Here is a 21,238-nt window from a genome sequence, read left to right on the forward strand (position 1 = left end):
ACATCGTGGATGTTGGGGGTGTCCGATGTCCGTCACGCAGATTGATCTCGACGACGAGGCGCTGGCCGAGGCCATGCGGCTCATGGGTGCCACGACGAAGAAGGAGACCGTCAACGCGGCGCTTCGGGACTACGTGGCGCGGATCAGGAGGCTTGAGGCCGCGGAGAAGCTGGCCGCGCGAGGTGAGCGCGGCGAGTTCGAGCAGGCCGCAGCGGCGCATGAAGCCGAGAAGCGTGCGCGGCGCGAGGTCTTCGAGTGATCACGTATCTGGTCGACACCTCGGCTCTGTGGCATCTGTTCCGTACCCCAGGTGCGCTGCGCCCCTGGGAGGGACACATCGCCGCCGGGGTGTTCCATCTCTGCGAGCCGACACGTGCCGAATTCCTCTACTCGGCGACCAGCCCGTCTCACCGAGACGAGCTGGCCGAGGAACTGGACGCGCTCTGTCTGCTCTCCCCGGTTCCGAAGAACGCCTGGCGGTGGGTCGACACCGCCCAGTACAAACTGACCCAGAGGGGCCGGCATCGGGCGGCGGGAGCGATCGACCTGTTGGTGTGTGCGACAGCTGTACACCATGGGCACACCGTCCTCCACGTGGACAATGACTTCGCGACGGTGGCCGGAGTCCTCAAGGAAGTCCAGCAGCGAGACGCACGAGCCTGATCTCCGGAGGCAGGAACACGTCTGTCGGCTTCTGACCTCGGTGATCGATGTCTCCGGGGCGCATCACTACGACCTATCCCCGCATGCGCGAAGCCGACAGCTTCGGCGCACCGAACGCGCCCGCCGCCTTGGAGCTGCCCCCGCGGGCGCGGGGTCCACCACGTGCGCGCAGCGACGGTGACGACGGGCGGAGAGCTGTTCCCGCGTGTGCGGGGCCAACGCCGCTCGGACCGCGTACGACAAGCAGGTGCCACACGGCCGCGGACGCGTCCTCGGCCTCCGGTGCGGCGAGGCCGCCCAGCAGCCGCAGAGCGGCCTCGGAGGGCGAGCCGGGCTCGGCCGTGCAGGCGATCAGGCGCCGGCCGGACGAGCCGGGGACGACGAGGTTCTCGAAGCTGAGGTCCATGGCGCCGACCAGCGGGTGACGCAGCCGCTTCACGCCCGAGGCGCAGGCGCGCACCGGGTGGCGGGCCCAACGGGAAGCGAACTCCTCGCACCGCACCGTGAGGTGGCCGACGAGCTCGGCCAGGCGCCGGTCGTCGGGGTGCCGGCCGGCGACCTGCCGCAGTGAGGCGACGGCGAGCCGGGTCTCCTCGTCCCAGTCGGTGTAGAGCTCCCGGTGGTGCTCGTCGAGGAAGAGCGTCCGGGTCACATGGGGGCGGTCGTCCCGGGCGCCGGGGCTCCCGGCCGGCAGGTGCCCGGCGAGCAGGGCGTGGCCCAGCCGGTTCCGGGCGAGGACGTCGTTGCGGCGGTCGAGGACGAGCGCCGGTACCTCCGCCATGGCCGCCGGCAGCTGCCGTGCCGACGCGCCGGCGTGCTCGACGCGGGGTGCGGCCGGGCGGGAGACGGCGGCGGCGGGGCGGGCGAGGGCCTTCAGGTGCGCGGTCTCGTCGTCGGTCAGGCGCAGGGTGCGGGCGATCGCGTTCAGCACGCCGTCCGAGGCGCTCCTGGCGCGGCCCTGTTCGAGGCGGGTGCAGTGGGTGATGCCGACGCCGGCGAGCGTGGCCGGCTCCTCCCGGCGCAGACCGGTGAGGCGGCGGCGGGCCGGGTGCGCGCAGATGCCGACGTCCTCCGGGCGCAGCGTCGTTCACCGGCTCGTCGACGACACCACCCATGCGATGGAGTCCAAGCGGTTCAACGTCGGCATCGCCTGCCTGACGAAGCTCACCGACACGCTCAGGCAGGCGGTCGACAGGCGGCCGGGGCCGGAGGACGCGGCGGTCCGGGAAGGCACCGCCGCCCTGGTGCGCATGCTGGCCCGCGTGGCCCCCTTCACCGCGGAGGAGTGCTGGGTCCGGCTCGGGCAGACCCCTTCCGTCCTGGGGGCCGGCTGGCCCGACGCCGATCCCGCGCTCCTGGTCGAGGAGCAGGTCACCTGCGTCGTCCAGGCGGCCGGCAAGTTCCGGGACCGCCTCGTGGTCTCGCCCGACACCGGCGAGGACGAGCTGCAGGAGCTGGCCCCGGGGCTGGAGAAGGTCCGGGCGGCACTCGGAGGCGCGGACATCGCGAAGGCCGTCGTGCGCGCCCCCAAGCTCGTGAACTTCGTGCCGGCCCGCGGCTGACCGACGCGACCGTCCGCCCGCACGGCTGCGTGCCGTGCGGGCGGACACGGCCCCCGATGACTTGCGCGGACGGTGTCCGCCGATCGACCGTGTTGTTTTCCTCAGAAGCACGAAGGAGGGATGGGGCCCCCATGGGATACACACGAGGCCGCCGCGTCACGCACTGCCCGTTCTGCGGTTTCCGCTACCGGGCCGGGACCGGGTGGCCCAGGGACTGCGCCGGATGCGGTGAGACGAGCTGGGCCAACCCCCTCCCCGTCGCCGTCGCGCTCCAGCCCGTCACCACGGAAGCCGGCGACCGGGGGCTCGTCGTCGTCCGCCGGGACATCGAGCCGTGCCGTGGCCTGCTCGCTCTTCCCGGCGGCTACCTCGAGGTGGGCGAGACCTGGCAGGAGGGCGCCGTGCGGGAGCTGAAGGAGGAGACCGGCCTGGACGCCTCGGCGGAGCAGGCCGAACTCTTCGACGCGCGGAGCGCCGTGAACACGCTGGACCTCTTCGCCCTGCTGCCCGCGCGCGCCGCGGAGGGGCTTCCGGAATCGGTGGCCACGGAGGAGGCGACGGAGTGGCTCGTCCTCTACGAACCGGTGGAACTCGCGTTCCCCGCGCACACGTCGGTCATGCAGGCGTACCTCTCGCACGAGCACGCCGCGCTGATGCCGTAGTCCGCCCGCGAGCGGCGACGAAGCCCCGCACACGCGCGTGGGCGCCGAGGAGCGATCCCGGCGCCCACGCGCACCGGGGAGAACCGCGGCGGTGCTCAGGCCGCGGCCGTCGCCGAGCCCGGACGCCGGTCGGACACCACGGACGCGTGCCGGCCGAGGCGAGGGACGTCGCCGTGGTCGTCCACGGCTGGATGCCACACGGCGCGGTTGTCCCGCACGGCGATGTCGCCCGGCTGCCACCGGTGCCGGACCGTGAAGCGGGCCCGGGTCACGTGCTCGAGGAGCAGCCGCCTGACCGTCGCTTCCTCGAGTTCGTCCAAGCCGGGGATCCGTACGGCGGAGGTGCTGAAGCACAAGCCGCGCTCGCCGGTCTCCGGAGGGGAGACCACCAGCGGATGCTCGACCTCGAGGCGCTTCTCCGCACCGGCCCGGGGCGTCGGGGAGCACTGGGCGGGATCACCGAGGCAGACGGCGGTGAGGTCGTCGAACAGGCGCCGCACGGGTTCCGACGGGGCTCGGTGGGCCGCTTGCAGGTCGGCCCGCGTGACGTCTCCGCCCGCGTTCGCGGTGATCCCGGCGGAGCACGGTCAGGGGCGGTGCGCCCGGGTCACTCCGTGTCGCGCAACGCCTCCCAGGTCTCGCGGCCCACGACGCCGTCGGCGTCCAGCCCCCTGGAGCTCTGGAAACTCCGCACGGCGGACTCCGTCCCGGAGCCGAACAGGCCGTCCACGCCGCCGTCCCCCACGGGACGGCCGCGGTGCGTCAGCATGCACTGCACCTGCGACACGCGTCTGCCGCTGTCCCCGAGGCGGGTGCGGCCGTTGCCGGAGTAGTACGTGCACTCGGAGATCCACGGCGGGGTCGCGGGAGCGGAGGACGGGCCGTCCGGAGACGCGCCGGCGCCGGCGGAGGCGCCGGGTTCGGCGGCGGGCGCGGAGGGGGCGTCCCGGCTGCCGTCGCCGGCCGCGGCGGGCGAGGACGCGGGCGTCGAGGCCACCAGGTCCGAGGGGTGCCCGGCGTCGGCGTGGGCGGCGCTGCCGGCCGGGTCCTCGGCGGACGTTCCGCCCGACGCCCGCGGGGCCGGTAAGGAAGCGGTGGCGCCGGGCGCGGACCCGGCGGAGGCCGTCGGACCGGACGCCGGGGAGTGCGCGGTCGCCGGGGTGTCCGGGCGGGCGGCCACGAGGATCCCGGCGGTCACCGCGCAGAGGGCGGCGACCGCGACGGCGGCCCGCACCGGCTTCCGCGCCCGGAGCCGGGCCGCCGGCGGGCGGGACCGGTCCGGCCCGGCGGCGGACGGATCCGTCGGCGACGCCGGGGACCCGGCGGCGGGAGGAGCGGGGGCGGGGGCCGGGGCGGGGGCGCCGACCCGTGCGCCGGTGGGTGCCGCGCGGGCCCCGCGGGCGGGCAGCCGGTACAGCACCTCGTACGCCCGCTGCCGGTCCAGCACCCTGGCGCGCAGCGGCTCGGGCCAGCCGGAGGGCGCGCCGTGCGCCGCTGCCGCCTCCACGAGGTCCTGCGGAGCGGGCCGCCGCCCCGGCTCCTTGGCGAGGCAGGCGGACAGCAGCGCCCCGAGCGTCTCGTCGGCCGCCGTGATGCCGCCGAGCAGCTCGGGATCCGGCTCCTCGAACGCCACCCGGTGCATCACGTCGACGCCCGTGCCGTCGCCGAACGGCGCCCGGCCCGTGGCCGCGTAGACGAGCGTCCCGGCCAGCGCGAACACGTCCGACGCCGTGTCGGAGCGACCCGTCCGCAGGTGTTCCGGCGACATGTAGGCCGGCGTTCCCACCCGGTTGCCCGTGCCGGTGATCGAACTCGCGTCGGCGGCCCGGGAGATGCCGAAGTCGATCACATGGGCGCCCCGGACGGACAGCAGGACGTTGGACGGCTTGAGGTCCCGGTGCACGATCCCGGCGGCGGACAGGTCGACGAGCGCCTGCGCCAGCTGCGCCGCCAACCGCCAGACCGCGCCCGGCTCCAGGGCGCCGTCCGCGCGCACGGCCTGCGCCAGGTCGAGCCCCGGGAGGTACTCGGTGGCCATCCACAGCAGTTCGTCGCGGAACCCCGTCCCGCACAGCCCCGGCGTGTGCGGGGTGCGGAGCCGGGCGTGCACCGACGCCTCCCGCTCGAACCGGCGCCGGAACCGCGGGTCCTCCGCGTACTCCGGCCTGATCACCTTCACCGCGGCCAGGCCGGGACGGCCGTCCACGGGACGCGCCAGGTAGACCCTCCCCATGCCCCCGCTGCCGAGCAGGGCGAGCGGCACGTAGGGGCCGACCCGGTCCGGGTCGCCGGCGCGCAGGGGTGAGGCGCCGGTCCGCCGCAGCGCGGCGGCCTCGTCCGCCGCCGGGTCCGGTGGCGCCGGCCGCTGTTCTGACACGGGTCCCCCGAAGTTCTTTTCGACGTACGCCAGTTCCCCCTCAAGAGAGAACGAGGCTAGCCGAGCCCCGGCGTCCGGTCAGGATTTCTCCCACTTCCGTCCCACCGTTCCTCGGCCGGCGCCGGCCGCCCCCCGGGGGCGGCTCGCCCGGGCCGTCCCGCCCGGCCGAACGGGACACCGGCCCCATGCCCCCGGGACACCCGGCGCGCCAGAGTGGCACCGCACGCCGGTTCCGCGGGCCGGCGCGCATCCGTCAGCAGACAGCACGGCACTCCACGGGGGAACCATGTCCACACCGCTCTCCGATCCGGCCACCGCCGGCCACCCCGCCGTCCTCGAGCCGCCGCGCGCGGCCCGGGACGGGCGCGGCTGGGCCTGGGGAGGCATCGTCACCGCGCTCGGCGGACTCGCCGTCTTCGCCGCCACGGGGCCGCTGTACCCGTTCGAGGAGGCCGACCTGCGGGACAACGCGCGCATGCTGGCCCGGTTCGACGGCTCGGCCCAGGGCTGGGTGTTCGTCACCCAGGTGGCGTTCACCGCGGCCGCGCTGGGCGCGGTCCTCTTCGGGGCCGGGCTGCGGCGCCGGCTCGAACGGCAGTGCCCCGCGGGCAGTCTCGTCCCGACGACGGCGTACCTCGGCATGCTCCTGGTCGGGGTCATGAGCCTGGTCGGCGCCGGCATGGGCACCGAGGTCTTCCACCACCTGCGCAACGCCGACAGGACCGACCCGGACACCGTCATCGGCGAACTCGCCCAGCTCGGGACCTACGGGTGGGTCTGGTCGGGGCTGCTGCTCACCGCCGCCGCCCTCGTCGTCGCCGCGTTCCGGCAGGGCGCGGTGAGCCGCTGGATCGGCGTCGTCAGCGGGATCTTCGGCTTCCTGGTGCTGGTCACGCAGCTGGTGCCGTTCCAGTACATGGCGCTGTTCGCGGGCGTGCCCTACCTGCTGGTGCTGGGCGCCGCGTTCGCCTTCGGCCGCCGGCCGGACGCCCTCGGCTGACGGCGGCGGGTCCTGCGTCGTCGCGCGGCGGCGGGACCCGCGCCACCGCGCGACGGCGGCGGGTCCTACGTCATCGCGCGGCGGCGACGACCGGCGTTCGGCGTAGCGGCGGCGCAGTGACGACCGCGCCGCGGTGACAACCGGGACCGCCCGCTGCGAGGCTGGGCCCGTGGGGGGAACAGGCGTACCGGCCCGGTGGGGCGGGGACGGCGGGGGCCATCGGGTCCCCGCCGTCGGCGTGCTCGTGGTGACGTGGGGGCTCGCGGTGACCGCCGTCGTTCTGGCGGGGGCGGCGGACGCGCCCTGGGACACGTCCCAGTGGTACTTCGTCGTCGACACCGCCGACGCCCTGGTGTACGGGCTGGTCGCGGCCGTCGTCCTGAGCAGGCGCCGTCATCCGGTGCCCTGGCTGGTCGCGCTGACCGCCGTCGGCGGGGGCGTCGCCGCGGTCACCGCCCAGCTGACCCTGCTGCGGTCGCGGGACGCCGGCCCCGACGCGCTGCCGCCGGCCTGGTCGGTCCTGCAGGGCACGGCCTGGGTGCCGGGGACGCTCGCGCTGATCCTGGTCGTGCCCTACCTGGTGTCGGAGCGGCCGGCCACGCCCCGGGTGCGGGCGGCGATCGGCGCCGGGGTGCTGCTGATCGCGGGGCTGCTCGCGGTCCGGCTGACCGATCCCTGGCCGTGGCCCGCGGCCCCGCGGTCCCACGCGCCGCTGCCGGTGCGGGACGCCGACTGGGCGCGGCTGGTCGAACCGGCGCAACGGGTGCTGCTCGGGGCCGTCGTCCTGCTCGGGCTGGGCGCCGCGGCCCACGCCGCACGGCGCCGCCGGCGGGACCCGGAGGCGCGCGGCCTGGGCTGGCTGGCGATCGGCACGGCGCTCGTCGCGGCCACCTTCCTGCCGCTGGTCGTGTGGGCGGACGGGGGACCGGCCTCGTCGGCGCCGTTCACGCCGTTGACGCACCTCGCCTCGCAGGCGTTCTTCCCGGCCGCCGTGCTCGTCGCGGTCCTGCGCCAGCGGCTGTGGGGCATCGACCTCGTCGTCAGCCGCGCGCTGGTGTGGTGGCTGCTCACCGGGCTGCTCGTCGCCGGGTACCTCCTGACGGTCGCCGTCCTCGGACTGCTGCTGCCCGGCGAGGGGGCGCTGGGGCGGGTGCTGGCGACCGCCGTGCCGGCCGCCGGGATCCAGCCCGCCCGCGGCTGGCTCCAGCGCCGCGTGGACCGGCTCGTGCACGGGGAGCCGACGGCCGGGGCGCTCAGCCGGGTCGGACGCCACCTGGGCAGCGCCGCCGGGCCCGAGGAGGCGCTCACCGGCATGGCGGAGAGCGTCGCCGCGTCCTTCCGTCTCGGGTCGGTGCGCGTACGGGACGAGACCGGGGAGACCCTGGCCGGCGTCGGCGAACCGGCCGGCGGACAGCCGGTGACCGTGCCGCTGGTGGTGCGCCGGCGCGCCGCCGGCACCCTCGTGGTCACCGCGCGGCCCGGCGAACGGCTCGACCGGCGCGCCCGCGCCGCCCTCGACGAGGTCGCCCCGGTGGTGGCGACCGCCGTGCACCTCGCCGCCGTCACCCGCGCCCTGCGCGAGTCCCGCGGCCGGCTCGCCGCGGCCCGCGACGACGAGCGCCGCGCGCTGCGCAGGGAACTCCACGACCAGCTGGGCCCCGCGCTGGCCGGCATCGGACTCGGCCTCGCCGCCGCCCGCAACCTGCTCCCCGGCGACTCGCCCGCGGGCCCCCTGCTGGGCCGGCTGCGCACGGAGGTCGACGCCCGCGTCGAGGAGGTCCGCGTGCTCGCCCGGGGACTGGTGCCGCCGGTCCTGGCCGAGCTGGGCCTGGTGCCGGCCCTGCGCGAACTGGTCATGCGTCACGAGGCGGACGGCCTCCGGGTCGTCGTGCGCGCCGACGCCGACGGCCCCCCGGCGGGCGTGCGGGACGCGCCTCCGGCGGGCGGGCCGGACGTGCCGCCCACGGGCGCGCGGGACGTACCGCCGGACGTCGCCGGCACGGTGTACGCCGTCGTCGCCGAGGCGCTGCGCAACGTCTCGCGGCACGCCGGGGCCCGGACCTGCGCGGTGACGCTGACCGGCCTCGCGCCGGACGCGGGGCCCCGGCTGACCGTGAGCGTGGTGGACGACGGCCGCGGGGTCGGCACGGCGGCCCGCGCCGGGGTCGGCACCCAGTCGCTGCGGGAACGCGCGGAGGCCGTCGGCGGCACGGTCACCTGGCAGCCCGGGGAGGACGGCCGCGGCACCCGCGTCGTCCTCGACGTGCCCCTGACGCCCGGTCCCGGGCAGGAGCAACAGGAGGAAGAGGTGAGCGGCCGTGCCGGCTGAGGCGTCGGACCCGGGGACCGTCCGGATCGTCGTCGTCGACGACCACCCCGTGTTCCGCATGGGGATGGCCGCGCTGCTCGGCTCGCTGCCGGGACTGACGGTGGTGGCCGAGGCCGAGGACCTGGAGTCGGCGGTGGCGGCCGTCCGGGCGCACGGCCCCGGTGTGGTCGTCATGGACCTGCACCTCGGCGACCGTACGCCGTCGGGGGTGGAGGCCACCCGGGAGATCCTGCGGCTGCGGCCCGCCACGGCCGTCCTCGTGGTGACCATGCTCGACGACGACGACTCGGTCTTCGCGTCGATGCGGGCCGGGGCCCGCGGCTACCTCCTCAAGGGGGCGGCCCCCGCCGAGATCGAGCGGGCCGTCCGTGCCGTCGCGAACGGCGAGGTGATCCTCGGTCCCGCCGTCGCCTCCCGGGCCGTCGCCCACCTGACGGGCCTGCGCACCGCCGGGGCGCCCCCCGTCGCGCTGCCCGAACTGACCGCCCGCGAGCGGGAGGTGCTCGACCTGGTGGCCAGGGGGCTGGACAACCCGGCGATCTCGCGCCGGCTCGTCCTCAGCCCCAAGACGGTCCGCAACCACCTGTCCAACATCCTCACCAAGCTCCAGGCGGCGAGCCGGTCCGAGGCCATCGTGCGGGCGCGCCGGGCGGGGCTGGGCGGGAGCTGAGCGGACGCCGGGCGGCGGTTCGCCGCCCGGCGGGCTCGTGGGTACGGGTTCCGGGGTCGGCCGGACCGGGCGGCCGCCGCGCTCCGCCGGCCCGGCGGGGCGTGCGTGAACGGGAGCGGGGCGCCCGTGCCCCGGCGCCGTCGAACGCCTCACCGTCCGGGATCCGGGTCCCGCGGTACCCGGCGAACGGCGAACGGCGACGCGGTGCCGCCCGCGCGCTCTCGGTGCGTCCGGTGGTCGTCGGGGTTCCCCGTGCGGGACGTCCGGCCGGCCGCGGGGGCGGTGACCCGGAGCCGGTGCGCGCGGGCAGGCCGGGCGCGCGACGCGGGTGCCGTGGCACGGGCGCCGCCGGAGGAGTCGTGCGGGAGCGGGCCGGCCGGTGGTCCGCCGCCCGGGAGGCGGACCGGTCGGCGGCCGGTCGTCGAGGAGGCGGGCCGGTCGGCGGCTGACCGTCCGGGTGGGACCGTCCGGGAGGGGCCGTCCGGGATGCGGTCGGGTGCCCGGGGCGGGCCGGGATGCGGTCGGGTGCCCGGGGCGGGCCCGGTCGGTCAGTCGGTGGGGATCGGGGTCAGGGTCAGCGGCCGGATCCTGCCCTCCAGCATCGCGCCCAGGCCCTGGGCGGCGCAGATGTCGGGCCGGTCGGCGATGTGCACCGGCATGCCGGTGGCCTGACGCAGCATCTGGTCGAACCCGGGGAGCAGCGCGGAGCCGCCGACCATCATGATCCCGCGGTCGGCGAGGTCGGCCACCAGGTCGGGCGGGCACGCCCGCAGCACCCGGCCGATGCCGTCCAGCACGGCCGTCAGCGGCGTCTCGATCGCGTCCCGCACGGCCGCGGTGTCGACCTTGACGGAACGGGCCAGTCCGGTGGCGACGTCCCGGCCGTGGATCTCCGTGGTCGCCGGGCCCTGCGGGGTGAGGCCGTTGCCGGACAGGGCCAGCTGGAGCGGCCGCACGGACTGGCTCGGCAGCATCAGCTCGTGCTCGTGGCGCAGGTGCTGGACGATCGCGTGGTCCACCGCCTCCCCGCCCACGGGGACGCGCTCGGCGGTCACGATCGAGCCGATGGAGAGGACGGCGACCTGTGTCGCGGCCGCCCCGCACACCATGATCATGGTGGCCTCGGGCTGTTCCACGGGAAGCCCGCAGCCGACGGCGGCCGCGATGAGGGTGTCGACCAGCTCCACGCGCCGGGCGCCGAGGCCGACCAGCGTCTCGACGGCCGCGCGCTGGGCCAGCGGGTCGGCGTCGTGCGGGGTGCAGGCGGCGGCCCGCAGGAACGGCTTGCGGCGCAGCTGCCGGCGGATCTTGTCGCCGAGCAGGTGCCGCAGCATGCGCTGCGCCATCTCGATGTCGACGACCGTGCCGCCGGAGACCGGGCGGACGACCCGGATGTAGTCGGGCGTGCGGCCGGTCATCCTCTCGGCGAGCTCGCCCACCGCGATCAGCGCGCCGGTCCGGGTGTTCACGGCGGCGACGGACGGCTGGTCGACGACGAGCCCGGCCCCCTTCACGTACACCCGCGTCCGGGCTGCTCCCAGGTCGACGGCGAAGTGGCAGCGGCGCAACTGCTCCAGACTGGCGGTCATGGCGGGTCCTCCCGAGAGCGCGTACCGTGGCGGCCGCCCGGCGGGCGGGCCTTCCTCCGTGGGCCGCCGGGCGGTGGCCTCCTTCGCCATCGTGCGGGGCCGGGAGGGCGGGCGCCTGCTGGAGGGGGCCGGGCGGGCAGCCGCCGAACGGGGGTTCCGCCGCGCTGTGTCTCCGCCGGGGAACGGGGAACCGGCCCGGGGGATGCTAAAGGGACAGCCGTCGCGGCCGGGAGCGGACGCAGGGGGCTCCCGGAGGTGGGAGCAGCTCGCCCGGGGCGCTGCCGCCGGGGGCGCTGCCGTGCGGAGGGGCTGCCGTGCGGAGGGGCTCGCGCGGGGGAGGCGTGCGGAGGAGCCCGCGCACGGGAGACTTCCGCCGAGAGGGCTGCCGTGGGCAGGAGCCGCCGCGCGGGGGTCTGCCGCCGGGTCGGCCGCGAGCCGGCGTGGCGGTCCGCGCGGGTGCGACGGTCCGCGCGGGTGCAGCGGGCCCGGGCTGTGGCCGTACGGCGGGTGCCGCCGGCGGAGGCCGGCGTGGCGCGAGCCGGCGCCGGGGCCCCTGCCCCGGCCGTCGCCGGGGCGGTGGGCGTCACAGCGCCCGCGCCGCCTCCAGCACGGGCGCCAGCGACCGCACGGTCACCTGGCACCCCGCCGCCCGCAGATCCTGTTCGACGGTCGGATTGCGGGCCAGACCGATGAACCGCAGCCCGATCTGCTGGGCGGCGGTCAGCTCCGCCACCGAGGAGCCGATCAGCACCCCCGTGGCGGCCGGGGCGTCCGGGGAGCGCAGGGCGCGCAGCAGACAGTCCGGGTGCGGGGTGAGCAGGGTCAGGTCCCCGTCCCGGCCGTGGACCCCCGCCAACGGCAGCCGGTACGGCTGCAGATACCGGTGCACGGCCTCCTCGCACACGTCCGTCACCACGGCCACCCGCCGCCCCGCCGCGTACAGCGCGCGCACCAGGGCCACGGAGTTGTGCGTGGTCGGCGCGTTCGGCACGGCCGCCAGCTCCAGTGCGTCGAGCCGGTCGCGCAGCAGGGGCCCGACCGCGTCGCGGGCGAAGACGCGCAGCACGTCCAGCGGGTGCACGACCGACTCCCGGGCCGCCGCGACCGCCAGCGGGCGCCCCGTGAACGCGTCCCCCGGGTCCCGGTGCTCGGCGGCGAGCGCCAGCAGGTCCAGAGCCGCCGTGCGCGCCGTCGTGGCCGTGAACAGGCGGGTGAGGGGGCCGTCGAAGCCGACCAGCACGGTCTCGGCCCCGGCGAGCAGACCGGCCGGCGTCAGCGGCCGCTCCCCGGTCTCGTCGCCCGTCGTGACCGGCGCCCACTCCGGCGCCAGCCGCACCGTGCAGGCCACCGCGAGCCCCGGCACCGGCCACCTGCCCAGCTGCGTGGCGACCGCGCGCTGGGCGCCGGCCGCCCGGCGCGGGGAGTGGCGGCGGGTGATCCGGGACGCGGCCCGCGTCAGATGGGCGAGGAGCCGTTCGGACACCTGGTCGGCGCCGGAGCGCACGAACGCCACCGGGTCCACGACGCGCCACGTCAGCTCCACGTGCGCGGTGAAGTCGCCCTTGCCGGAACTGGGCAGCGGCACCCGGTGGACGGCGCGGTGCGGGGTGAGGTCGACCTGGTAGTACGTCACCGTCCGCGGCGGGCGCCCGCCGTACGGCTCGGCGGGGTCGAGCAGGGTCAGCGGGCCGTCGGGCCGGGTGTGCACGACGGCGGTGCGGCCGGGCGCCGGGATGCCCAGCTCCCTCAGGTCGCGGGTGAGGAACGGCCCCCGCACCAGGTCCCGCCGTTCGTCCTCGGCGCGCGGCGCCGGCAGCGGGCAGTACCAGGCGAGCGGCGGGGAGTCGGGGGCGTCGCCGTACAGCGGGTGGAACCGGTGCGGGCCGGCGGCCGCGGAGCTGTCGGCGAAGCCCTCGTAGAGGGAGGGCGGGACGACGACCAGGACGGGCGCGGTCGTCTCCGGGAGCGCGACGGGTCCGGCGGCCCCGGCGCCGCCGGGCCGGAACGTCACCCGCAGCCGCGGCGCTCCGGCCGGGTCGGCCAGGCGGCCCGGGAGCCAGCGCAGGGCGGCGGCGAGCACCGGCAGGAGGAAGGCGTCCGGGGCGACGCGGACGCGGTAGCCGTCGGGGCGGACCCGCACCTCGTACTGCTGGGGGGTGAGGTCGCCGCGGTCGAGGACCTGGTGGACCGCGTACTCGAGGCCGATGCGGGCCTCGGGGCGGGTGCCCAGATCGGTGTCGGTCTCGAAGAGGAGGGTGGCGTGGGGGAGCGGGGCGGCGTCCCCGTCGCCCTCGGGGGAGGCGGGCCCGTTCGGCCGGGTCTCCTCGCCGCCCCCGCCCAGCCGCCGTACCGTCTCCTCGCTCACCGTCGCGAACGCCGGACCGCTCCCCGGGCCGTCCTCCCGGCCGGTCTCCGCCCGGAACTCGCCGGTGGCGAGGCCCGCCCGGTCGTCGATCGACCCGCCCACGGCCGCGAGGAGTTCACGGGTCCGGCCGCGGACCGTGCGGGGCAGGGTGCGCAGGAGGAGGTCGCGGACGCCGGGGCGGAAGGCGTACGAGCCGGGCGGGCCGGGGACGGCGGTGAGCATGCCGCTGAGGATCACCTCGGCCAGGTGCTGCGGGCGGGGATCGCGTTCCACGGCGCGCTGGACGAGGCGCATCACCGGGACGGAGGGCACGGCCAGCGCCAGGTGCCCGGCGAGGCGGAACGCCTCCGGGGAGGCGGTGGCGCGGAAGCGCAGGACGAGGTCCCGGGCGGGCAGGGCGGCGGGGTCGGCGCCCGCGTCGGCCGGGGGCGGCGGGCCGGGCCGGGGCGGGAGCCAGGCCGCCGCGCCCGGAGCCCGTCCGCCGCCCGAGCGGGCCAGCAGGGCCGCCCAGTGGGTGACCCAGCGGGCGTCCGGCTCCAGGACGGGCAGGGCGACGGCGCCGGCGGGCCGCGGTGCGGCGTCCGGGTCGTACGGGGCGAAGGCGAGGTCGGTGAGCGGGGCCGCCGGGGAGGGGGACGACAGCACGCCCGGCTCGGCCGGCAGGGCCGTGGTCGGCCACAGGCGCTCCGGCAGCGGCTGGACGACGGCCAGCGGCATCCTGGCCGCCCAGCGGCGCAGGGTGGAGTACCAGCGGTCGCCCGCCGGGCCGGGCCGCCACTGCGGGCCCGTGCAGTCGCTGATCACCAGGGTGACGGTCCGGCGGTCGGCCGGGCCGGGGACGTACCGGGTGCGGCCGTCGGCGTCCGCCGGGTGCAGGGTGACCGTGTGGAAGACGCCCGACTGGGCGAGGGCGGTGTGCATTTCGCGGACGAGGGGACGCCAGACCGGCATGGTGGGGCCGGTGTCGTGCACGAGGTTCAGGCGCAGCCACCGGTCGTGCGCCGGACGCAGCACCGGCAGCCAGACGTCCGGGTGCGCGCCGAGCCGGGCGATGCGGTCCGCCGTGGCCCGCTCGTCCAGCAGCCGGGCCCGCGCCGACGGCACCGTCCGCTTCAGCGGGCGCAGGGCGCGCTGGAGGTCGAGGGGACGGGCGAGCATCGGGGGCGCGGGGGCCAGCAGGGACGTGCCCCCGCCCCCCGGCCGGCCCGGTGACGGCGACGGCGACTCCGCCGGCGGCGCCGGTGCCGGGAGGTGCAGCGCGACGCGGCCGGGGCCGGCGGCCGGCGGGGTCGGTCCGGTCGCCGCGGGGAGGGCGACGGGGCCCTCGCCGTGACGCGTCCGGGCGGTGGGGGCCGAGGGGGCGTCCGGGGCGCGGTCGCCGTCGGTGCGCGCCGGGGGCGTCGGCGCGGCCTCCGGCGCCGGCTGTTCACCGTCCGCCGACTGCCCTGCCAGCCAGAGGACTTCGGCCAGCTCCAGCGGGGTGGGCGCGGACGTCCCGGCGGCGGTCAGGAGCGCGGCCAGCCGGTGGACGGCGGTGCCGTCGCCCGCCCGCTCCTGCGCGGACCCGGCCCCGGCCCCCGCGGAGGGCGCCCCGGACCCCGCGGGGGCCTCCCGCGCCGGCGCGGACGCCCCCGTACGGGCCTCGGGCAGCCCCTGCTCAGAAGCCATCGCCGTCCGCCGTGGCGCTCAGGTACGGCATCAGCTCGTCCGCGAGGGCGTCGCGGGAGTCCGCGTCGAGGCCGGCGACGCCGGTGAGGTAGAGGGCGTTCAGCAGCTGGTCGGTGGCGAGCTCGCCGTCGGCGGCGCGGGCGAGGAAGCGGTCGATGAGGTGGTCCGCCGTGCCGGGCGGGGTGTCGAGGTGGGCGCGGACGATCTCGGTGAGCTGCTCGCGGCCGGGGCGGCGCAGCTTCAGGCGGACGCAGCGGCGCAGGAAGGCGGGCGGGAACTCGCGCTCGCCGTTGCTGGTCATGACCACGAAGGGGAAGGCGCGGCAGCGGATCCGGCCGCGCGCCACGGTCACCGGGACGCCCGTGCCGTCGGCGAGGACCTCGGCGGTGGCGCCGTCGGCCGGGTCACGGGCGGCGCGCATCAGTTCGGGGATCTCGTACTGGCCCTCCTCCAGCACGTTCAGCAGGTCGTTGGGCAGGTCGAGGTCGCTCTTGTCGATCTCGTCGACGAGCAGGACGCGGGGACGCTCGTAGGGGAGCAGGGCCGTGCCGAGCGGTCCGAGACGCAGGTGGTCCTCGACACCGCCGGACGTACCGCCGCCGCGGACACCGGTCCCGGGCGCTCCGGCTCCGGGCGCTCCGGCCCCGGGCCCGTCAGCGCCGGGAACACCGGCCCCCGGGGCGCCGGCCCCGGCCCGCCACGCCGCCTGCCGGGCCGCGTACAGCCGGGACAGCGGGTCGTACTGGTAGAGGCCGTCGGCCAGCGTGGAGCGGCTGGTGATGTTCCAGCGCAGGACCGGTCCGAGCCGCAGCTCGCGCGCGACCGCGTACGCCAGGGAGGACTTGCCGGTGCCGGGCGGGCCGGTGACCAGCAGCGGACGGCGCAGGACCAGCGCGGCGTTGACGAGCTGGACGCTCTCGGGGGTGGCCACGTAGGCGCGGGCCCGGTGCACGCGGTCGGGGGAGACGGCCGCCTCGTCGTCGTGGTCCCGGGGCGGCGGCAGGACGGGCTCGCCGTCGAACGCCCGCCAGGGCGGCGGGGCGGGCAACCGGTCGATGCCGTCGTGCGGCTGGCTGTTCCCGGTGTAGACGGACCAGTGGGGCATGGGGTTTCTCTCCGTGCGGCGGACTCGGTGGTGAACCTTGTGGCGGACCGGGTGCCGGACCCGGCGGCGGACCGCGTGCCGGACCCGGCGGTGGGCCGGGCGCCCGGGCCCGGTGGCGGACGGGGCGGCGGACTCCGTGCCGGACCCGGGCGGCGGACTCCGTGCCGGACCCGGGCGGCGGGCCGGTCAGGCCACGGGGGACCGGGCGTGCGCCGGGGAACCGCCGTGCGGATCGGTGAAGACGCGCGGGTCGTCCCACAGCAGCTGGATGTCCCGCGCCCAGTGGCCGTCCTCCGCGTCGGCCTCCTCGCGCAACGCCAGGATCCGGCGCGGCAGTTCGGCGGGCGGCACGCCGGACACCACCGCGTCGAGCTCGTCCAGGAACGTCTTGCCCGCGCACCCGGCGCCCCCCGCGCAGGGCTCCTGGGAGCCGTTGTCGCAGCCGCCCCGGGACCAGACGACCACCGGGGCCGGCGCGGTGAGCGAGGTGTCGAAGTGGGCGCGGGTGCCCGCCGCGGCCGGCACGGTGGCGAAGCCGGCCAGACAGGCGTCGGGCTTGCGCAGCCGCACCCGCAGCCGGGCCGGTTCCTCGGCGCCGCCGCACTCGACGCGGTGCACCCGGGCGCCCGGCAGCGAGTCGAGCCGGTTCCAGACGCGGGTCAGCTGGTGCCGGGTACCGGCCCTGCGGCGCGCCTGGTCGGTGACGACGAGCGGGTACACACAGCCCAGCGGGGTGTCGTCGTCCGGCGCGCTCGCCCAGCGGTCGACGGGCAGGTCGATCCAGTCGCGGGGCAGCGCGAACGCGATCAACTCGTCGGACCCCGGCGTCAGATGACGGAACGCGGCCTCGATGCGGTCCTGGACGTACGCCGGCAGCCGGGAGTGCGGGACGGTGTCGGAGCCGACCGGGTGCCGGCGTCCCCCGCTGTACGCGGACACCTCGACGAGGACCTGCCCGTCGCCCGCGCCGCTGTGCTGGAGGTCGACGAGGATCGGCGACCAGTCGGGCGCCGCTGCGGGCGTCTCGACGGGCGCTTGGAACAACGCCTCGACGTGTTCGGTGAAGCGGGCGACGGTGCCGGCCGCGTCCTCGCCGTCGATCTCGCAGAGCACGAACAGGGCGGCCGAGCGCAGCGAGTCGAAGCCCTCCTCCGGCGGCTCCGGGTCGAACGGGCCGGCGGCGGACCGGTAGAGCCGTACGGGGTCGCAGTCCAGGCCGGCGCGCACGGCCCGCTCGACCAGGTCCCGCAGCCGGGCGCGGTCGGCGGTGCGGTGGTCGGAGGTGGGGACGAGGCCCGTCAGATCGGGCCAGTACCGGGCCATCACCTCGGTGGGCATCATCCGTCCGTTGCGCACCCCCTGCGCCCCCGCGGCCGCCGTGACCATGCCGACGACCTCGCCGGTGTCGACGAGGGTGACCGCGGCGCCGCTGAACCCGGGGGCGAGCGGCTGCCCGTCGGGCTGCCAGGCCTCCAGCTGCATCCACTCACGGTTGATCAACTGCGGTGCGGTGATGCGGTACTCGGCGAGCGTGCCCTCGTCGAAGCCGAACGGGAAGCCGTACACGACGAGCTTGCGCGGCCGGCGGCCGTGCGCCGCGCCGACGGGCGCGAGCGCGGCCGGCGCGACCGGGACCTCCTCGGCCAGTTCCAGCACGGCGAGGTCGCCCGGGTCGGTGGGGGAGCCGGCCCAGCCGCCGTCGACGACGACCCGCGCCGGGACCGGGGCGGAGCCGGGGCGCTCGGTGAAGGTCACCGTCAGCGCGTCCGCCGGGCCCTCGTGCACGACGTGCGCGCAGGTCAGCACCTTGCGCGGGGTGACCAGGAAGCCCGCGCCGACGACCTGGCCCGCGCACTCGACGCGGGCGTGCCACTCGGCGCTGTTCATGAGGCGGCGGACGGCTCCGGCCGGGCGGCGGACGCCTGCGGCCCGGCGGGGGAGGGCGACCAGGTCAGTCTCACCACCAGATGGCCCTCCGCCGTGCCCTTGGCGATGATCGCGCCCGTCTCGGCCGCCAGCTTCACCCCGAACTCGATCTCCACGCCGTCGGGCCGCAGCGCGCCGTCCCGGAAGGTCCGCAGCGCCGACTCCGCGGCCGCGCGCACCCCCTCCAGGGCACCCTCGAAGGTGCGGGCCGCCCGGACCGTGCCGTCGCCGCGGGCCACCAGCCGTGAGCCGGGCCGCGGCTCCTCGACGGTCTCGACGGCGACCACGGCGCCGTCGTCCGTCGTGAACTCCACCACTCCTGCCACGGCGCCCCCGTCGTTCTCCGTCGTGCCGGCCGAACCGTCGTGGTGCGGCTCCGCGCACCGTCATTGTTACGGACGGTACGTGAGGTTGTCCTGTTCCCGCTCGCGGGAAACGTCGGCGCCGTCGGAAACCGGCCACCGCGTCAGCCGTCCGTCCGGATCACCCCCAGGTCCGCCAAGTCCTGCGGCCGCAGGCGCAGTTGTCCGGCCGTCCGCTCCACCTCCCCCGGAGGCCGCTTGAGGATGGCGGCGGCCTGCTCGGGGGCTATGACGGCGAAGTAGCTGTCCGGGGTGGCCCAGGTGCGCCCCGGCGCGGCCAGCGCCAGCGCCCCGCCGGACCCGCCCTCGCCGATCACCAGCGTGGTGACCGGCGTGCGCGCGCCGGCGACCGCGCCGAACAGCTCGGCGATCGCCGCGCCCACCCCCTGCCGTTCCGCCTCCGCGTCGTTGGCGGCGCCCGGGGTGTCGACGAGGGTCAGCACCGGGATGCCGAGCCGGTCCGCGAGCCGGATCAGCCGGGTGGCCGTGCGGTACCCGGCGGGCCGGGTCGCGGCCCCCGTCTGGGCGGCGTACGCGACCGTACGGCCCCCGTGCTCGCCGAAGCCGCAGAGGATGCCGTCCGGATCGGTGCCGCCGCAGCGGTCGCCGCTGATCCCGGCCCGGTCGCCGAAGTAGGCGTCCAGGTAGCGCGCGGCGCGCGGACGCCGGGGCGAGCGGGCCCGCCGGACGGCGTCCCAGCCGGAGGCCGGCGGGTCCGTCGCCCCGAGGGGCCGCGGCACCGGCGCCGGCTCGTCCGACGGGGCGGTCAGCAGCCGCAGCCACCGGCCCAGCGTCCGGCGCAGCCGCTCCGGCGCCACCACCGCGTCCGCCGAACCCGCCGCGACCTGCGCCTGCGCCGTGTAGGCCGCCGGGTCGGCGTCGGCCGGCCGCACCCGCGACCCCGCGAAGCCGACCTGCGCGTCCGGCAGCGCCAGGACCACGTCGGCGCCCGCGCCCAGGGTGGCCCAGCCGCCGCCGGTCGTCGGGTCCCGCACCACGGCGATCTGCGGCAGCCCCGCCTCCCGGGTGAGCGCCGACTGCCGCGCCACGCGCTGGAGCTGGGTGAGGGCGAGCATCCCCTCCTGCATCCGGCTGCCGCCCGTGGCGATCAACGGGACGACCGGGAGCCGGTGTTCCCGGGCGTACGCGTAGGCCGCCTCCAGACGGTCCCCGGTGCGTTCGCCCAGCGAGCCGCCCAGGAAGCCGAACTCGAACGCGATCAGCACGGCCCGGGTGCCCTCGACGCTCCCGGTGCCGCAGACCACGGACTCCGTCTCGCCGGTGCGCTCGGCGGCACGGGCGCGCGAGGCGTCGTAACCCGGCCAGCCGAGCGGTCCGTCGGGCGCCGGCTCCCACTCCGGGTACGGGAGTTCGGCGAACGTGTCGGAGACCAGCGCGAGGACCTCCCGCGCGCCGGGCCGTCGGGCGCCGGTCATGCGGTCAGCGCCCGCTTCATGATCTTCCCCATGTCGTTGCGGGGCAGCGCGTCGAGGTACCGGACCACGCGGGGCCGCTTGTGGGGCGCGAGCCGGCGGGCGACGTGGTCGGCCAACTCGCCGTCGCCGGGCGGGGACTGCGGATCCACGGGCACCACCCACGCCACGATCCGCTCCCCGAGATCCGGGTCCGGCTCCCCGGTGACGGCGGCCTCACGCACCCCCGGATGCTCCAGCAGCGCGTTCTCGACCTCCCCGGCGCCGATCTTGTACCCGCCGCTCTTGATCAGGTCGGTGGCCTTGCGCCCCACGATCCGGACGTACCCGTCCGGCTCGCGCACCGCCACGTCACCGGTGCGGAACCAGCCGTCGGCGGTGAAGGCGGCCGCGGTCGCGTCGGGCCGGTTGAGGTACTCGGTGAACAGGTTCGGCCCGCGCACCTGGATCTCCCCCACGGTCTCCCCGTCGTACGAGGCGACCGGCGACCCGTCCTCCTCGACCAGCCGCAGCTCCACGCCCGGCAGCGGCACGCCCACCGTCCCGGGCCGGTGCTCGCCGTCCGCCCGCACGCTGGTGTTCATGAGCGTCTCGGTCATCCCGTACCGCTCGACCACCCGCCGTCCGGTGGCCGCCGCGATCCGCTCGTGGTCGTGCACGGGCAGCGCGGCCGACCCCGAGACCAGCAGCCGGGCCCCGGCGAGCGCCCCGGCCAGCGCGGGGTCGGCGGGCAGCGCCTCGGCGATGCGGTGGTACATGGTCGGCACCCCGAACAGCATGGTCGCGCCGGCGCCCAGCTCCCGCGTCACGCCCTCGGTGCCGAACCGCCCCAGGTGCCGCAGGGCCCCGCCCCGCCGCAGCGGGCCCAGCACGCCCAGCACCAGCCCGTGCACGTGGAACAGCGGCAGCCCGTGCACCAGCACGTCGTCCCCGGTCCACCGCCAGGCGTCGGCGAGCGCGTCCAGGGTCGCGGCGATCGCCCGGCGCGGGACGACCGCGCCCTTGGGCGGGCCGGTGGTGCCGGAGGTGTAGACGACGAGGGCGGGCGCCTCGTCGTCGTCGGGCTCCGTGAACGACGCCGGTCCGGCGCCGTGCACGTCGACGTCGACGCGCACGAACCCCTGGAGGACGTCGGGCAGTTCGTCGCCCGGAGCCGCCAGCACCACCCCCGGTGCGCTGTCGCCCAGGATGTGTGCGAGCTCCTTCTCGCCCGACTTCGGGTTCAGCGGCACGGCGGCCGCCCCGGCGAGCAGCACGCCCACGACCCCGACGGCGGTCTCCAGCGACGGGGTGGCCCACACGGCGGCCCGCCCCCGCCCGGGAGGGGCGCCCCCCAGCGCCGCCCGGACCCGCTCGCCCACCGCCCCGGCCGCCGCCGCCAGTTGCGCGTACGTCAGGGCCCGCGCACCGAACCGCAGTGCGGCACGAGCGGACGGACCCTCGGTCAGGGCCGGGAAGAGAGAGGACACGCGGACACTCCTTGCGGACGGCGGACACCGACGACAGGAACGTATCCGCCTCCCCGCC

17 protein-coding genes and 1 pseudogene are annotated in these 21,238 nt (G+C 77.3%); 7 read left to right on the top strand and 11 right to left on the bottom strand.

The genetic code is table 11. From position 1 onward, the window contains the following. Positions 1 to 25: 25 nt before the first annotated feature. Both ACH4F6_RS09040 and ACH4F6_RS09045 read left to right on the top strand, forming a co-directional pair. Entirely contained in the window at positions 26 to 259 is a 234-nt protein-coding gene (locus ACH4F6_RS09040; protein WP_397959236.1) for a type II toxin-antitoxin system VapB family antitoxin, read from the top strand. Then, complete coding sequence (locus tag ACH4F6_RS09045; protein WP_397959237.1) at positions 256 to 663, top strand: PIN domain nuclease; 408 nt, start codon at positions 256 to 258, stop codon at positions 661 to 663. The genes ACH4F6_RS09040 and ACH4F6_RS09045 overlap by 4 nt, the downstream gene beginning before the upstream one ends. 73 nt (positions 664 to 736) lie before the next feature. On the opposite strand, the gene ACH4F6_RS09050 is transcribed toward ACH4F6_RS09045, so the two are convergent. Together ACH4F6_RS09050 and ACH4F6_RS09055 are read right to left on the bottom strand one after the other, a co-directional pair. Next, positions 737 to 1,594 carry a transcriptional regulator gene (locus tag ACH4F6_RS09050; RefSeq protein WP_397959238.1) on the bottom strand — a complete coding sequence of 286 codons (858 nt, stop codon included), beginning with the start codon at positions 1,592 to 1,594 and terminating at the stop codon, positions 737 to 739. A gap of 3 nt (positions 1,595 to 1,597) precedes the next feature. Next, positions 1,598 to 1,744 (bottom strand): annotated as a pseudogene (locus ACH4F6_RS09055) (transcriptional regulator); the annotation flags it as partial. Here ACH4F6_RS09055 and ACH4F6_RS09060 point away from each other — a divergent pair. Both ACH4F6_RS09060 and ACH4F6_RS09065 read left to right on the top strand, forming a co-directional pair. Beyond that, positions 1,722 to 2,225, top strand: coding sequence for a class I tRNA ligase family protein (locus ACH4F6_RS09060; RefSeq protein WP_397959239.1), 504 nt, complete (start codon positions 1,722 to 1,724; stop codon positions 2,223 to 2,225). The pseudogene ACH4F6_RS09055 and the gene ACH4F6_RS09060 sit on opposite strands and share 23 nt — an antisense overlap. Positions 2,226 to 2,356: 131 nt before the next feature. Beyond that, entirely contained in the window at positions 2,357 to 2,887 is a 531-nt protein-coding gene (locus tag ACH4F6_RS09065; protein WP_397959240.1) for an NUDIX domain-containing protein, read from the top strand. Between the two features lie 95 nt (positions 2,888 to 2,982). Here ACH4F6_RS09065 and ACH4F6_RS09070 read toward each other — a convergent pair whose 3' ends face one another. Then, on the bottom strand, positions 2,983 to 3,459 hold the full coding sequence (locus ACH4F6_RS09070) for a TauD/TfdA dioxygenase family protein (protein ID WP_397959340.1): 477 nt from the start codon (positions 3,457 to 3,459) through the stop codon (positions 2,983 to 2,985). Positions 3,460 to 3,494: 35 nt separating this feature from the next. Next, on the bottom strand, positions 3,495 to 5,264 hold the full coding sequence (locus ACH4F6_RS09075; RefSeq protein ID WP_397959241.1) for a protein kinase: 1,770 nt from the start codon (positions 5,262 to 5,264) through the stop codon (positions 3,495 to 3,497). A 286-nt stretch (positions 5,265 to 5,550) separates the two neighbouring features. Between ACH4F6_RS09075 and ACH4F6_RS09080 the strand changes: the two genes are divergently transcribed. The 3 genes from ACH4F6_RS09080 to ACH4F6_RS09090 all read left to right on the top strand — a co-directional run bounded on the left by ACH4F6_RS09080 (position 5,551) and on the right by ACH4F6_RS09090 (position 9,263). After that, positions 5,551 to 6,264, top strand: a complete 714-nt coding sequence (locus ACH4F6_RS09080; RefSeq protein WP_397959242.1) for a hypothetical protein — start codon at positions 5,551 to 5,553, stop codon at positions 6,262 to 6,264. Between the two features lie 265 nt (positions 6,265 to 6,529). Further along, on the top strand, positions 6,530 to 8,593 hold the full coding sequence (locus tag ACH4F6_RS09085) for a histidine kinase (protein WP_397959243.1): 2,064 nt from the start codon (positions 6,530 to 6,532) through the stop codon (positions 8,591 to 8,593). After that, positions 8,583 to 9,263: a response regulator gene (locus ACH4F6_RS09090; protein WP_397959244.1), complete on the top strand. Its 681-nt coding sequence runs from the start codon at positions 8,583 to 8,585 to the stop codon at positions 9,261 to 9,263. The genes ACH4F6_RS09085 and ACH4F6_RS09090 overlap by 11 nt, the downstream gene beginning before the upstream one ends. A gap of 548 nt (positions 9,264 to 9,811) precedes the next feature. Here the strand turns inward: ACH4F6_RS09090 and ACH4F6_RS09095 are convergent. The 7 genes from ACH4F6_RS09095 to ACH4F6_RS09125 form a co-directional block, all read right to left on the bottom strand. Then, a complete protein-coding gene (locus ACH4F6_RS09095) occupies positions 9,812 to 10,852 on the bottom strand; it encodes a rod shape-determining protein (RefSeq protein WP_397959245.1) in 1,041 nt (346 codons plus the stop codon). 583 nt (positions 10,853 to 11,435) lie between these two features. Further along, complete coding sequence (locus ACH4F6_RS09100; protein ID WP_397959246.1) at positions 11,436 to 14,885, bottom strand: SAV_2336 N-terminal domain-related protein; 3,450 nt, start codon at positions 14,883 to 14,885, stop codon at positions 11,436 to 11,438. After that, positions 14,875 to 15,990, bottom strand: coding sequence for an AAA family ATPase (locus ACH4F6_RS09105; protein ID WP_397959247.1), 1,116 nt, complete (start codon positions 15,988 to 15,990; stop codon positions 14,875 to 14,877). The genes ACH4F6_RS09100 and ACH4F6_RS09105 overlap by 11 nt, the downstream gene beginning before the upstream one ends. Before the next feature lie 186 nt (positions 15,991 to 16,176). Beyond that, on the bottom strand, positions 16,177 to 17,877 hold the full coding sequence (locus tag ACH4F6_RS09110; protein ID WP_397959248.1) for a trypsin-like peptidase domain-containing protein: 1,701 nt from the start codon (positions 17,875 to 17,877) through the stop codon (positions 16,177 to 16,179). Further along, on the bottom strand, positions 17,874 to 18,242 hold the full coding sequence (locus ACH4F6_RS09115; RefSeq protein ID WP_397959249.1) for a CU044_2847 family protein: 369 nt from the start codon (positions 18,240 to 18,242) through the stop codon (positions 17,874 to 17,876). The genes ACH4F6_RS09110 and ACH4F6_RS09115 overlap by 4 nt, the downstream gene beginning before the upstream one ends. 140 nt (positions 18,243 to 18,382) lie before the next feature. Further along, a complete protein-coding gene (locus tag ACH4F6_RS09120; protein WP_397959250.1) occupies positions 18,383 to 19,714 on the bottom strand; it encodes a carboxyl transferase domain-containing protein in 1,332 nt (443 codons plus the stop codon). Continuing rightward, positions 19,711 to 21,180, bottom strand: coding sequence for an acyl-CoA synthetase (locus tag ACH4F6_RS09125; RefSeq protein ID WP_397959251.1), 1,470 nt, complete (start codon positions 21,178 to 21,180; stop codon positions 19,711 to 19,713). The genes ACH4F6_RS09120 and ACH4F6_RS09125 overlap by 4 nt, the downstream gene beginning before the upstream one ends. Positions 21,181 to 21,238: the final 58 nt, after the last annotated feature.

It is taken from the genome of Streptomyces sp. NPDC017936 (assembly GCF_044328485.1).
GTDB lineage: Bacteria > Actinomycetota > Actinomycetes > Streptomycetales > Streptomycetaceae > Streptomyces.